We start from the raw sequence: 13,534 nt of genomic DNA, 5'->3' as shown, positions 1-13,534 counted from the left end.
GCCGCCTCTTATGAATGTCGGTATCTGCATGTTAGGCGTCATTGCGGACATTCGCTGGCGATCATAGCGTCGAAAGCGCACATCACCCGATGACGAGAGGCCTACTCATGACCCGCACGACCCTGCGCGAACTCAACGGATTCGATCCGTCCCCGGCGCTCCTCGCCGATGCGACGCTCATCCTGGTCGACTACCAGAACACCTATACGCGGGGCGTGATGGAGCTCGATGGCTGGAAGCCGGCGCTGACTGCGGCCGCCGAGCTGCTGGGGCGGGCACGCGCGGCCGGGGCGTCGGTCATCCACGTTGTCAACGACGGCGGCGACGGCACGCCGTATGACATCCGCGCCGATATCGGGGCCATTCATCCGGATGTGGCGCCGGCCGGCGGCGAGCCGGTGGTGGTCAAGACCGCACCCAACGGATTCGTGAACACCGACCTCGGCGATCGGGTCGATGCGGCGGGTCATGAGAACGTGATCATCGCCGGCTTCATGACGCATATGTGCGTGACCTTCACCGCCGAGGGCGCGTTCCTGCGCGGCAATCGCCCGACCGTGGTGGCCGACGCATGTGCCACCCGGGCGCTGTCGAGCGCGGCCGGGGACGTATCGGCGGAGAAGCTGCATGCCGGCGCCCTCGCAACGATCGCGGATCTGTACGGCGTGGTGGTCGCGGGGCAGGCGGACCTGACCTGACCCAGACGGCACGGGGTCGCGGGCGCGGTGAGTCCGCTTCGAGCAATCGCTAGACTGCCTACAGCCGCTTTTAGACAGGCCGTCAACAAGCGCTCAAGCCCCAACCCGCGACTCGGAGAGTTATCGATGCCCAAGCCGTCTGCCGCCGTATTCGACCGCCTGCGCGCCCTCGCCGCCATTGACGATCCGTCCGCCCGGGAGAGCCGCCCGGTCCTGGAGGCGTTCTCCGGAACCGAGATGACCACGATCCCGGTCGGCACCGCCGACGACGTGAAGGTCGCCTTCGAGCGGGCCCGCGCGGCGCAGAGCGAGTGGGCGCGCGTCTGGCCCAAGGAGCGGGCCGCGATCCTGCTGCGCTTCGCCGATCTCGTGTACCGCCACCGCAACGAGTTGATCGACGTGGTGCAGGCGGAGACCGGCAAGGCCCGGCACTACGCCCAGGAAGAGGTCCTGGACGTCGCGATGACCGCGCGGCATTACGCCAAGGCCGGTCCGAAGCTGTTGTCGGCCAAGCGGGTTCCCGGCATGATGCCGGTCGCCACCGACACCCGGGTGCGCTACCAGCCCAAGGGCGTCGTCGGCATCATCTCGCCCTGGAACTACCCGATCACGCTGACCGTCTCGGACGCCGTGCCGGCGCTGATGGCGGGCAACGCGGTGGTGCTCAAGCCGGACAGCCAGACGCCGTACTCGGCACTGGTCGCCGCCGAGCTGCTGTACCAGGCGGGGTTGCCCAAGCATCTCTACGCGGTGGTCCCCGGACCGGGATCGGTTGTGGGCCAGGAGATTCTGGCCAACGCCGACTATCTGATGTTCACCGGGTCGTCGGCCACCGGCGCATCGCTCGCCGAGAAGGCGGGCAAGCGGCTCATCGGCTTCTCGGCCGAGCTGGGCGGCAAGAACCCGATGATCGTCACCAAGACCGCCGACATCGACAAGGCGGTCGAGGGTGCGGCGCGCGGCGCGTACTCCAACTCCGGTCAGCTCTGCATCTCGATCGAGCGAATCTACGTGGAGCAGCCGGTCGCCGCCGAGTTCACCGAAAAGTTCGCCAAGCGGGTGCAGAACATGGTGCTGGGCAACACCTATGACTTCACCCCGGAGATGGGTTCGCTGGCCTCGGCCGCTCAGGTCGAGACCGTGCAGGCGCATGTCGACGACGCCGTCGCCAAGGGCGCGACCGTCCTTGCCGGCGGCAAGCGTCGAGAAGACCTGGGCCCCTTCTTCTTCGAGCCGACCGTGCTGTCGAATGTCAGCGAGGAGATGGACTGCTACGCCAACGAGACCTTCGGTCCGCTGGTGTCGATCTATCCGGTCGCCGATGCCGCCGAGGCCATCGCCCGCGCCAACGACACCGAATACGGTTTGAACGCCAGCATTTTCGCCAAGAACTCGGCGGAGGCGCGGCGCATCGCCGCGGAAGTCCGGTCGGGCACGGTGAACATCAACGAGGGCTACGGCGCCGCCTGGGGTTCGACCGCGGCTCCGATGGGCGGCATGGGCATCTCCGGCGTCGGCCGCCGGCACGGCAGCGAGGGCCTGCTCAAGTACACCGAATCGCAGACGATCGCGGCACAGCGCGGGCTCGGCCTGGCCGGCTCGCCGTTGCTGCCGTTCCTGCCCCGGCGCCTCTACGTGCGGCTGGTGCCGTACGTGGTGCGGCTCGTGCGGGTGTTCCCGGGACGGTAGGAGTTCAGGCGCGGCGGTGTCGCCGGCGCCGGATCAGCAGCCACGCGACCACCAGCAGCACGACGCCGGCGATCGCCTCGAGCGGTACCGGATTGATCGGGTCGCGATCGGACAGCGCTGTCGGCTCGACGCGGCGCAGCTGGGTGAAATGCGGCTGGTCCGGGGTGTCATCGGTGTCGTCGTCGGCCGAGATGCTGGCACCGACCAGCGGCGTCGGATCCGGCGGACCGACGGGCTTGCTGGCAGTCATGTGATCCTCCGTCGTCGTCGGCCCGGGTACATATCCATGATGCCCCTTCGGCGCCGCGTCATGCGTCGTGCCGCTGTCGGAGTTGCAGAATTCGCGGCATTCCCAGCGCGGGATGGGTGGGGCTAGGCGGCCGTGGTCGCCAGGGCCGCCGCGAGCCCCAGCACGACGGCCATCAGCAGCGTCTCGAGGACGGCGTGCCGGAGCGACTCGGCCTCGGTCGCCCGGTGGTCGGCGGCCCGCGGCACCCAGCGGCTGCGGTGGCGCCACGCGAGGCCGAGCAGCGCGATGAGGCCGACCAGTTTGGCGACCATCACCCGGCCGTACCCCGTGTCGACGATCGCGCCGACCGAGTCCAATTGCATTACCGCCACGATGATTCCGGACACGGTCAGGGCGCCGACCGCCCAGGGGGCGCGCCGAGAGAAGACGGGCAGCAGACGGGCCCAGTCGCGGCGGCCGCGGGCGACGAGCGCGATGGCGGCGAGCGAACCGCACCACCATGCCGCGGCGAGCGTGTGCACGGCGACGGCCACCGACCCGAAATCGTGCTGGCCGAGATGTCCGGTGACCGGTCCGACGCAGACCCCGACCGCGGTGACGGCGCCGGCGAGTTCGGGCCCGATCTGGATCGAGCGGGCACCGCCGAGCAGCTGGCTCCACGCCCAGAGCGCGGCCAGGACGGCGCATCCGGTGGCGACCAGCGACGGCAGGCCGTTGCCGCTGACGGTGAAGAAATCTGTGGTGCTGACGGCCGTCAACGATCGGTCGGCGCGCTCGGCCACCTCGATCCAGGAGGTGAGGAACGCTGCGATGGCCCACAGCATGGCGCCGATCGCGACGGGCCGGGCGATGGCGGCCGCCGATGCACCGGTCGTCGCCGGCAGCCATGCCAGGCCGAAGACCGCGATCCCGAACGCGACCGCAGCCCCGCCGGTCACCGCGGAGGCCTGCGGGCCGGCCGGGTGGGCGAGTGCCCAGCCCAGCCCGACGCCGAGCAGTGCGGCGGGTACCGCCGACCCGATCAGGACGCGCCAGATGCGTACGCGTGCAACCGGATCGGCGGAACCCGCGGTCATCGCCCTACTTGCGCTTCCGGCCGATCAGGACGGTGCCCGCGAGACCGCCGCCGAACACCAGTACGGCGACGATCGCGAACGGCCACCACGGGACGCCGGACGAGCCCGACTTGCCCGACGACACCTCCGGTCCCGGCGTTCCGGTCCCGGCCTGGGTCAGCGTGAACGACAGCTGACCCTGGACCGGATGTCCGTCGGCCGAGGTGACGCGCCAGTTGATGGTGTACTTCCCGGTCGGCCCGAGCGGGCGCACCGCCACCGACAGGTGGTCGCCGCTGACGTCCGGATCGCCCTGCTGCCAATAGTGCTTCTCATCGGGCCCGACGACATTGAGCACCGCGTAGTCGGACTGGATCGCCTCATTGAAGGTGAGCGTGATCCGTTGCGGGCCGGCGGTCAACGACGCGTTGTTCGCCGGGTCGGAGCCGATCAGGCGCGAATGCGCCGACGCCGGTCCGGCCAGCCCGGTGCCGCCGACCAGCAGCACCAGCAGACCGGCCGCGGCGATCAGGACGCGGCGGATCATGACTTGTCGCCACCCTTCTTCCGGGTCAGCAGGCTGCCGGCCGCGGCGCCCAGTCCGAGCGCGCCGATCACGATGCCGGCACCGCCCAGCCACCGCGCAGTGTCGTCCTGGCTGTCGGCGTGGTCGTTGGATCCGGTCGCCTCGTCGCTGGAGTCGCCGTGGTCGTTCCCGCCGGCGGACTTGGGCGCGAGCTTCACCGTCGGAGCCGGGTGCTCGGGCTCGTCCCCGTTCGCGGGTGTCGGCTGGTTCCAGTCGACGACGGTGCCGTCGGAGTACTTCTGCGCTGACGGCAGCGACATCTCCGGGCTCGACGGCAGCGGTCCGCCCGCGAGCTGGAACTGATCGAACTGGGCGGGCGGGATTCCCGGGGTGCCGGGCGCGGCCGTCCAGACGATCTGGACGACCTCGTCGCTCTGCGGGTCCTTCTGGACGGTGACGTTCCACCCCGGCTTGGCCTGCGGCATAGCGGATTTGAGATGCGGGATGGTGACGGTGAGCTCGGTGGTCGCGGCGTTGGTGTCGGACTCGTTGGGGACGTTCAGCGTGATCACGCCGTAGCCGCCCTGCTTGAGACCGTTGGCCGTGGCGGTCACGTGAGCGCTGGCGGCTCCGGAACCGAACAGGCAGCTGGTGCCCACGGCGGCCGCGGCGACGGAGACGACGCCGACGGTACGGGCACGACGAATGACGGTGTTGTTCAAGGTATTTCTTTTCTGCAGTAGGTGATACCAGCGCGTGGGCCGATCGGTCGCGCGCAGGCTGGCCCGGCGGCCGACGCGGCCGGGTTGGTGATGTCTCACTACTGCGGAAGCGGTGGACCGCGTAAACCGTTGCTGCCGACCAGGTCTCGCCCGGCAAGCGGAGGAAGCGCGGAGACGATCCGCACCGGATGCACGCCGGCGGGTCGCGGCAGGCGGCGCCGGCCGAGTGCCACCAGCACGGCGGTGACGATGTCGTAGAGGCGGTCGGCGGCGACGATCAGCAACGCGCACAACGGGATCGCCAGCGCGTGCAGTATCAGCATCGAGGCGTCGGAGTCATGCGACATGGGCATCTGGCTCGACGACGCCACCGTCAGCAGCAGGTGGTTGACGAGCGCGGCGGCGGTGAGCAGCAGTGCCATCGCGGGGAGCGAGCGCAGGCCACGGGCGATCAGCCCGGCCGCGAGGCCGCTGCCGGCGACGAGCACGATCCCGGCCGAGCCCGGTGCCATGCCGCTCGACAGCGCGTGGGCGGCGACGGCGAGCGTCGGCGTCGTCAGCGCGACGGCACCGGCGGCGACATCGCGATGAGCGCGCAGAGAACGGTTCATGGAACGGGCAGGGTCAGGCGCGCACCCCGCGGCGCGCGAGGAGATCGGCGTCGATCGCCGCCAGCTCGCGGCCGATCGCCTGATGGGCGGCGCGTCGGCGCGGGGCCGGCATCGTCTCGGAGCTCTGGACGGCTTCGCGCAGGTTGGTCAGGCGACCGCGCATCGCGTCGGCGAACGCGGCGGTTTCGGCGTCGGGATTGGTCTCGGTGAGCGTGGTCAGCGAGGTTTCGGTGCGGTCGATCCGCGCGGACAATCGGGCGCCGTATCCGTCGTAGCGCGCGACGTCGGCCGCCGCCAGACCGGAGCGATTGGCCTGGAAGTTGTCGAGCTGCTCGCGAGCGGCGGTGGCGGCGCGGTAGGCGACGGGAACCAGGACCGGCGACACCACCTTGGCCACCGACAGGTAGCGCTTGACGCGCTTGGTGTTCAGCAGGGTGCCGTCGGCGGCGGCCTGGGCGTTGAGCTGTGCGATCTGCAGGTTGGCCTTGTTGGTCTCGGCGGCCACCTTGGCGGCGCGCTTCTCCGACTTGTCCTGGGCTTTGCGGGCCTTGTTGGCCAGCGCGCGCTCCTGCCGCCGCGACTTGCGGAACTGCTTCTTCGCCGCCTGTGCGTCGAGCCGGGCGGCCAGTTCTGCCTTCGCGATCATCGCCTGGGCGTGGGCCTTCTTCTGCTCGGCCTCGACCTTCTTCTGCGCGCGGCTCTTGAACAGCCCCATCTGCCGAACCTCCATCGATGCCATCGGTGCCGCAGCCGGATCGATCCGGCCCGCGTTGCTCGGCCGTCGCAATCCGGCCAAGTCAATCCGGTCACGTGTTGTCACTGTGATGCGGTACAAGCATTGCATAGCGTGTCCGTAGCGGCCTCAGGTGTCGCAAGGTCCAGCGTCGCCGCCCAGCTGCGGACGGAAGGGGAGACTGCGCCCGTGAGTGCCACTGTTCTGGCCGCCCGTGACCTGTCGGGTTGCGAGCATCGCCTCGCGCTCGACCATGGCGTCGCGCCGGGCCAGAGCGGTCCGCCCGCGCCGGTGCCCGATCCGCCGAGCGTCCGGCGGCGCAAGGAGGCCGCGGCCATGCATCGGGCGCGGGTCCGCGAGACGCTGCGGGCGACGTTCGAGCCGGCAGGTTGGGCGACGATCGCCGACGGTCCGGCCGCTGATGCCGCCAAGGAGACGATGGCGGCGATCGAGTCGGGCACCGCATGGATCTGGAACGCGGTCCTGCCGAACGACGCCGGCGGTGGCCGGTCCGGCCGCAGCGAGCTGTTGATGGCGTCAGGTTCGGGATATCTGCCGATCATCGTCGTCAACCATCGGATCAGCACCCCCCGCGGCCCGGTCGTCGACCCGGCGCAGCAGGCCGTCGACGAGCAGCTGCCGGTCACCAGCCCCATCGATGCCTGGGCGCCCGCTCTCGACCCGACCCGCAAGCTGCGGAACTCGCGGCGCGACCAGCTGCGCCTGGCGCATCTGACCCGGATGCTGCAGGACCTCGGGGTGGCCGCGGTAGATCGGGACGCCGAGGCGGACGAGCCGGTGCTGGGCGCGGTGATCGGCCTGGACGCCGACTGCATGGTGGTGATCGATCTCAGCGCGCCCGGTCGTGCCCAGCCGGACTCGCCGTCGGTGCTCGCCGACTACGACGAGCGCTTCGCTCGGGCGCAGCAGGTCGCCGCCGGCGCCGCGCTGACCACCCCGAGCCGGGTGTCCGAATGCCGCAGCTGTCGCTGGTGGGAGCTGTGCGGTCCGGAGTTGGAGGCGCGGCATGACGTCAGCGTGGTGGTGTCGGGCGATCGCGCGGAGGCGCTGCGCGGCATCGGGATCGGGACCATCGATGACCTGGCCGCCTACGGGGGTCCGCCACCGGAGCGGTGGCCGACCCGCGGCGGGCAGGGGCCGCAGGCCGATCTCGACGACACGGTGATCATGGCCCGCGCCTGGCTGGCGAAGGTGCCGCTGGTGCGTCGGGTGCGGACGGTATCGATCCCGCGCGCAGACATCGAGATCGATGTCGACATGGAGAGTTTCGGCGAGGACGGCGCCTATCTGTGGGGCACCCTCCGGACCGACACGACGGCCGGCTCGGCGGCGGACGGCTATCGGCCGTTCGTCACCTGGGATCCGCTGCCCACCGACGACGAGGCGCGGTCGTTCGCCGAGTTCTGGGGCTGGCTGATGACCGAGCGACAGCTGGCGGCCGAATCGGGCAAGACCTTTGCCGCGTACTGCTATTCGCAGCAGGCGGAGAACCGCTGGCTGCTGGGCTCGGCGAAACGGTTCGTCGGGCGGCCGGGGATACCGCCGCTCGCCGAGGTCGAGCGATTCATCGCCTCCGACCAGTGGGTGGACGTCTTCGAATACGTCGGCCTGTCGTTCATCTGCCCGCATGGCAAGGGCCTCAAGCGCATCGCTCCGGCCGCGGGCTTCGCCTGGCGCGACGACGAGGCCGGGGGCGAGGCCTCGATGGACTGGTATCAGCTCGCCGTGGGCATGGCCGACGATGCAGGCATCGCCGCGGAGCCGGACCTCGCGCAGCGCACGCGGCTGCTCGAGTACAACGAAGACGACGTGCAGGCCACCAAGGTCCTGCGCGAATGGATGGATTCAGCTGCGGTGCAGCAGATTCCGTACTTCGAGGACCTCTAGGCCGCTCAGCGTCCGACCGCGCCGCGCAATGCCTCGACGAATGCGCCGCTGCCCAGGAGGGCCAGGGCCCCGAGGATCAGCAGGCCCGCAGGTGCGAGCCCGCGCAGCGCCTCGGCGCCGGAGCAACTCCCGTTGTCGGAGACTCCGAACAGGCAGGTGTGGTCGGTACTCGGCGCGATCTGCAGCGCCTGCGGCTGCGATGCGGGTGCGTGCTGCTGGGCGGTCACCGGCGCCGGCGGGCGCGCCGGATTCGCGTTCGGCGGCGCGGGCGCAGGACGTGGCGCCGGCGCGGAGTGTCCGCCGCCCGGCAGTGCCGCGCCGGTGCCGCCGCCACCGTTCGGTGCGGCGGGTGCGTTCGGGGCTGCCGGGGCGGCCGGCGCGGCCGGCCCGGGATTGCCCGGATTGGGCGCCGCGGGTGGGGGCAGCAGACCGGGCAGGAGGAAGGGCAGCACACCGATGCCGGCCGCGCCGAGACTTCCCGCGCCGAGACTTCCGGCGCCGAGGCTTCCGGCACCCAGACTTCCCGCGCCCAGACTTCCCGCGCCGAGACTTCCGGCACCCAGGCTTCCCGCGCCCGCACCGAGGCTTCCGGTGGCTCCTGCGCCGAGACTGCCGACGCCCGCGCCGAGACTTCCGGCTCCGGCGCCCAGGCTCCCGGCTCCGGCCCCGAGACTTCCGGCTCCAGCCCCGACACTTCCGGCTCCAGCCCCGAGGCTCCCGGAACCGGCCGCGGCGCTGCCGCTTCCCGCGCTCCCGGTTCCGGCGCTCCCGGTTCCGGCGCTGCCGCTACCAACGCTGCCGGCCCCGGCGCTGCCGGTTCCACCGTCCACCGGCGAGGCGGATGCCGCAGAAAAGCCGATCGACGCGGCCGCGAAGGTGATCAACAAAATGGGCAGGAACGCGTATAAAAGATTGCGACGCCGTGCCGCGGCGCGATGCGATGCAACTTGCTTACGCGGTCGGAGTTGCATGTCGTCCTTGTTGTCGGTGCTGGTGGTATCCGCCAAACCCGGAGTTGGGCGCGCGGGAGTACCGCAGTTGTGGGAACCTGCTGTGCAGTCTATGTGAGACGGTCTGTTAGTTGTTGTGCCTTGATTACGACAAAGGTCACCCGTATCATATAGCAAACAGTGTGCGAAGTAGTGAATAGATGCGGGTGTACTTGATCGAATCTGTCGTATATCGGCGGATGTAAGTCGCCAGTCGGGGCGGCACTGTGCTGAAGAGAGTTGGAGCTTATGACGGCGAGTGGTGACATGCCGAGTGACGGACCTACACAGATCGAGCCCGGGCTGTTTGCGCGCCGGCTCGAAGAGCTGTTCCGCACCGTTCCGGGGCCGAACGGCCGCGCATACAGTGCGAAGGCTATCGCGCAGCGGTCCACTGAGTTGGGCTTCCGGCTGGGCGAGTCGTATCTGAGCCAGTTGCGCTCCGGGAAGGCGAAGTCGCCGTCGTTCCGCACCGTCGAGGGCATTTCCGCCGCCTTCGGTGTCGACGTCCACTACTTCCTCGAGGATCGCGCTGCCCAGCGGACGCGCGACGAGATCGACATGATGCGGCTGCAGGCGGACACGAACGTGCAGCTCGCGGCGTTCCGGTTGGCCGGTTTGTCCAGTGATTCGGTCACCGTCGTGAACGAATTGATTAAGGTGTTGCGGGTACAGCAAGGTCTTCCGGCTGATCCGCCGGACCTGGCGGCCGGCGGAACGGCCGACTAGTCCGTCAGCAGGGGGTTTGCGTCATTCGTTCAGAGCGCGCACTCCGCAGCCTCACTCGTAAGGTTCTCGGGTCGTTGGACCTGGACCTTCCGCTGGACGCCGAACAGCTCTGCCAGCGGTTCGGCGAGCAGCGCGGTCGACCGATCAAGCTCATCGCGCATCCGTTGCCGGCGGGTATGCCCAACGGCGTCTGGCTGGTCGCCGAGGATGCGGACTATTTCTTCTATCAGGCCAACACCACTAAACTGCATCGCGATCAGATCGTCATTCACGAGTTCGGCCATTTGATCGCCGGTCATCAGATGATCGGCGAGGGCGGCATGGCTGCGCTCACGGCAGCCGCGGCCGGCGCCGTCGGTGACGAGGATGCTGCTGCCGCGATGCAACGAACCTGCTACGCAGACGAACGTGAATGGGAGGCGGAGATGCTCGCGTCACTCATCGGCGAATGGTCTTCGCGAGCCGAGCAGGGTGTCGGCACCTCGGCCAGCCACCAGGGGCTGCGCGGTCTGCAACGAGTGTTGGGCGGCCATGACGGCTGGTTGTAGGTTGCGCTGATGATCGGATTGATCAACGCGATCGCTCTCGTCCTGTTCGCCGTGGCCCTGTGCTGGCGAATCGATCGCCTGCGCCGTGAAAGTGGTGGGCTCCAGCCCATCGCGATGACCGTGTCGATCACGGCGATCACCCTGGCATTCGTTATCCAGGGATCGAAGGTCAAGCATTCGATCGATCGGCACGTGTTCAACGGCGCTGATCGGGCGCTGTTCTATACGCTGCTCGCGATCGGTGTCGCCGCGCTGATCGTGGTGTTGTTCTTCGGTTCGGCCGAATCGAGTCGGCAACGACGAGCCGGCATGGAGGCGGCGCCGCTGGTGATCGCGGTGGTCGGCCTCAACATCGCAATGCAGTTGACGCCCAGGCAGATACGCACCGTGAGCATCTCCGAATGGTCGGTGCAGAACGTCGGCTTCGCGCTGTTCTTCATCATCGGCGGCTGCTACCTGGTGTACGGCCTCGCGCAATGCGTCCTGTCGCTCTACCGCTATGTGCAGGTGGCAGATGGCTACCTGCGCCACACGCTCGCCGCGATGGCCCTGGGCCTCCTGCTGATCGGGTCGGGTTCGCTGGTGCAGACGGTGTTCGTGCTGTTGTCGGGAACCAGTACCGCCACGGTCCCGACGCTGTTGACGGTCGCGACCTATCTCACCGGCGCCGGCCTGGTCATGTTCTTCGCCGGTGTCATCTACCCGATGGCCCGCGCACGGTGGCTCAAGATGGCCGGCGATCGGCGGCATCGTCGGGACCTGCGAACGCTGGATCCGTTGTGGCGCACGGTGACCGAGACGATCCCCGCCGTCGTGCTGCCCGGCCGCGACGGCGACGACAGCGTCGGTGGCTCGGTCACGCTGCGCTACCAGCGCCGGGTGGTCGAGGTCCGCGATGCCCTCGTCCAGCTGAGCCCCCGTCTCCCCGCCGATTTCGAGCATCATGAGCCGGACGACCAGGTCGACTGGCTGCGTTATGCGCTGAACTACTACCGCGAGCACGGCAAGACCGAAGGCGCGGTGCACGAGGTGTTGCCCGGCGACGGCGAGGGGATCGACGGCGATGCCGCCCCATTGCTGCGGCTGTCGAAGGCGTTGGTCCAGAAGAAGACCGAACCCGTCGACCGCTGATCGGGCCGACGGGTTCGTCTGGTGTCTGGTGTCCGGTGGTTAGTCGGTGATCAGATGGGCGATCGGCAAGGCTGAGGGAGGCACGCGATAGTGCGGTCCTATGCGGGCCGACCGAAAACGCAGCCGATCGTCCATCCGGCGCCGACAAGCTCGTGATCAGCTGGGCGATCCGGCAAGGTTGACTAAGGCCTGCTAAGGCGTCTTTCCTTGCGGGCCTTGGTCATAACGCAGCCGGTCGTTCAGCTGGCGCGAGCTAGCGGGGGGCCATGCGGATGGCGCCGTCCATGCGGATCGTCTCGCCGTTGATGTAGTCGTGGCCGACGATGAATTCGGCCAGCTGCGCGTAGTCGTCCGGCTCGCCGAGGCGGGCCGGGAACGGGACCGACGCCTCGAGGGTCTTCTGGAACTCCTCGGTGATGCCGGCCATCATCGGGGTCTTGATGATTCCGGGCGCGATCGTGTTGACGCGCACGCCGATCCGGGCGAGATCACGCGCGGCGCTGATCGTCATCGCGTGCACGCCGCCCTTGGATGCGGAGTAGGCGATCTGGCCGATCTGGCCCTCGAACGCGGCGACCGATGCGGTGTTGATGATGACGCCGCGCTGGCCGTCGCTGTCGACGGCCTCCTGGCTCTGCATCAGGTTGGCGGCCAACCGCATCACGTTGAACGTGCCGATGAGGTTGATGGTGATGATCTTGGTGAACAGCTCCAGGTCGTGCGGGCCCTCCTTGGTGAGGATGCGTGACGCCCAGCCGACACCGGCGCAGTTGACCGCAACCCGCAGCGGCACACCGGAATCCGCGATCGTCTTGAGCGCCCCGGTCACCTCGTGCTCGCTGGACACATCCGCGGCGATGAGCGTCACGCCGGGGGTGGCGCCGGCCTTGTCGATGCTCGGCTGGAGATCGAGGCCGAAGACGGTGGCGCCGGCGGCGGCGAAACGAGCGGCGGTGGCGGCACCGAGGCCGGAGGCCGCACCGGTGACGAGGACTGCTGAACCTGAAATCTGCATGGCGGTGATCCTAGCCGCCGGGATTCGGCGTCCGTATCGACCGGACTACGGCGCGGGAGTCAGCTTGTCGGGGTCGTTGGTCTTCAGGTCGGTCGCCGGATCGGCGAGGGTATCGACGGCCCGGCGGCGATCGCGGCGAATGACCCAGGTGCCGACCGCGAGGATCGCCACGAGCGCGGTGACGGTGACCGCGATGAGCGGGGCACTCGCCCCCGCCAGCCCTTCGGCCAGGAGCCACGCCGCGAAGATCGCGAACAGGGCGGCGGCTCCGAGTGCGATCGCCCGCTCCGGCAGATGCTTGCCGAGGGTGGCGCCGACGACGATCGCCAGGGCATCGGCGGCGACCATGCCGACCGTGGATCCGATCCACACCCCGGCCCAGTCGTGATCGGCGGCCAGCGTGATGGTCGCGAGCATCGTCTTGTCGCCGAGCTCGGCCAGGAAGAACGACGAGATGACTGCCAACAGAACGGATTTCGAGACCCGGTCGGCGTGGCCGGATTCATCGTCGTCCAGCCGATCGCCGCGCAGTGTCCACAGCGCGAAGATCAGCATGGCGAGGCCGCCGACGATCGCCATGATGTCGCCAGGAATCGACAGACCCATGAAGTGGCCGACCACCACCGACACCAGATGGACGAGCGTGGTGGCGATGGTGATGCCGGCGAGCACCACCCACCAGCGGAACTTCAGGGCATAGGTCATCGCCATCAACTGCGATTTGTCCCCGAGTTCGGCGACGAAGATGACGCCGAAGCTGACGAGGAGGGCGGTGAGCATGCGTCAACGGTAAGCGCCCGCACCGGCTGCTTGCAACTGATAGCGAACCCTATTTGCGCAGGTAGGAGGCCCTATTTTGAGAGTTGGGGCTACCGAAATCGATAGCTGCAGGAGGCGTCGAAAAAGCGGCGGCCACCCGCTCGGGGTGAC

Annotated in this window: 15 protein-coding genes; 6 read left to right on the top strand and 9 right to left on the bottom strand. The window is 68.9% G+C overall.

What is annotated here, in order from left to right:
• Positions 1 to 107 precede the first annotated feature (107 nt).
• Entirely contained in the window at positions 108 to 698 is a 591-nt protein-coding gene (locus G341_RS0117680; RefSeq protein ID WP_018180499.1) for a cysteine hydrolase family protein, read from the top strand.
• A gap of 126 nt (positions 699 to 824) precedes the next feature.
• A complete protein-coding gene (locus G341_RS0117675) occupies positions 825 to 2,387 on the top strand; it encodes a succinic semialdehyde dehydrogenase (protein ID WP_018180498.1) in 1,563 nt (520 codons plus the stop codon).
• 4 nt (positions 2,388 to 2,391) lie between these two features.
• Here G341_RS0117675 and G341_RS0117670 read toward each other — a convergent pair whose 3' ends face one another.
• From G341_RS0117670 to G341_RS0117645, 6 genes are all read right to left on the bottom strand, one after another.
• Complete coding sequence (locus tag G341_RS0117670) at positions 2,392 to 2,637, bottom strand: hypothetical protein (RefSeq protein WP_018180497.1); 246 nt, start codon at positions 2,635 to 2,637, stop codon at positions 2,392 to 2,394.
• Positions 2,638 to 2,759: 122 nt separating this feature from the next.
• Positions 2,760 to 3,713, bottom strand: coding sequence for a CopD family protein (locus tag G341_RS0117665; RefSeq protein ID WP_018180496.1), 954 nt, complete (start codon positions 3,711 to 3,713; stop codon positions 2,760 to 2,762).
• 4 nt (positions 3,714 to 3,717) lie between these two features.
• On the bottom strand, positions 3,718 to 4,239 hold the full coding sequence (locus G341_RS0117660) for a copper resistance CopC family protein (RefSeq protein WP_018180495.1): 522 nt from the start codon (positions 4,237 to 4,239) through the stop codon (positions 3,718 to 3,720).
• Entirely contained in the window at positions 4,236 to 4,940 is a 705-nt protein-coding gene (locus tag G341_RS0117655) for a YcnI family copper-binding membrane protein (protein WP_018180494.1), read from the bottom strand. Before G341_RS0117655 ends, G341_RS0117660 begins: the two co-directional genes overlap by 4 nt.
• Before the next feature lie 98 nt (positions 4,941 to 5,038).
• Complete coding sequence (locus G341_RS22430; protein WP_018180493.1) at positions 5,039 to 5,551, bottom strand: hypothetical protein; 513 nt, start codon at positions 5,549 to 5,551, stop codon at positions 5,039 to 5,041.
• A 13-nt stretch (positions 5,552 to 5,564) separates the two neighbouring features.
• Positions 5,565 to 6,347, bottom strand: coding sequence for a DUF6474 family protein (locus tag G341_RS0117645; RefSeq protein ID WP_245557045.1), 783 nt, complete (start codon positions 6,345 to 6,347; stop codon positions 5,565 to 5,567).
• A 126-nt stretch (positions 6,348 to 6,473) separates the two neighbouring features.
• Here G341_RS0117645 and G341_RS0117640 point away from each other — a divergent pair, with 126 nt between their 5' ends.
• The gene (locus G341_RS0117640) at positions 6,474 to 8,192 is read left to right on the top strand and encodes a TM0106 family RecB-like putative nuclease (protein ID WP_018180491.1); all 1,719 of its coding nucleotides are present in this window, start codon (positions 6,474 to 6,476) and stop codon (positions 8,190 to 8,192) included.
• Positions 8,193 to 8,197: 5 nt separating this feature from the next.
• On the opposite strand, the gene G341_RS23855 is transcribed toward G341_RS0117640, so the two are convergent.
• Positions 8,198 to 9,199: a hypothetical protein gene (locus tag G341_RS23855; protein ID WP_155827032.1), complete on the bottom strand. Its 1,002-nt coding sequence runs from the start codon at positions 9,197 to 9,199 to the stop codon at positions 8,198 to 8,200.
• 231 nt (positions 9,200 to 9,430) lie between these two features.
• Here G341_RS23855 and G341_RS0117630 point away from each other — a divergent pair, with 231 nt between their 5' ends.
• The 3 genes from G341_RS0117630 to G341_RS0117620 are packed head-to-tail and all read left to right on the top strand — an operon-like array spanning position 9,431 to position 11,589.
• Entirely contained in the window at positions 9,431 to 9,910 is a 480-nt protein-coding gene (locus G341_RS0117630) for a helix-turn-helix domain-containing protein (protein ID WP_051092860.1), read from the top strand.
• A gap of 23 nt (positions 9,911 to 9,933) precedes the next feature.
• A complete protein-coding gene (locus G341_RS0117625; protein WP_026303831.1) occupies positions 9,934 to 10,458 on the top strand; it encodes a hypothetical protein in 525 nt (174 codons plus the stop codon).
• A gap of 9 nt (positions 10,459 to 10,467) precedes the next feature.
• On the top strand, positions 10,468 to 11,589 hold the full coding sequence (locus G341_RS0117620) for an MAB_1171c family putative transporter (RefSeq protein ID WP_018180488.1): 1,122 nt from the start codon (positions 10,468 to 10,470) through the stop codon (positions 11,587 to 11,589).
• Positions 11,590 to 11,842: 253 nt separating this feature from the next.
• Here the strand turns inward: G341_RS0117620 and G341_RS0117615 are convergent, their stop codons facing one another.
• Positions 11,843 to 12,604 (bottom strand): SDR family NAD(P)-dependent oxidoreductase, encoded by a 762-nt coding sequence (locus G341_RS0117615; RefSeq protein WP_018180487.1) that lies wholly within the window; start codon positions 12,602 to 12,604, stop codon positions 11,843 to 11,845.
• Between the two features lie 45 nt (positions 12,605 to 12,649).
• A complete protein-coding gene (locus G341_RS0117610; RefSeq protein WP_018180486.1) occupies positions 12,650 to 13,384 on the bottom strand; it encodes a TMEM165/GDT1 family protein in 735 nt (244 codons plus the stop codon).
• Positions 13,385 to 13,534 lie beyond the last annotated feature (150 nt).

Origin of the sequence: Jongsikchunia kroppenstedtii DSM 45133 (genome assembly GCF_000380485.1) — a bacterium.
GTDB lineage: Bacteria > Actinomycetota > Actinomycetes > Mycobacteriales > Mycobacteriaceae > Jongsikchunia > Jongsikchunia kroppenstedtii.
This window is presented reverse-complemented; position numbering and strand designations above follow the sequence as displayed.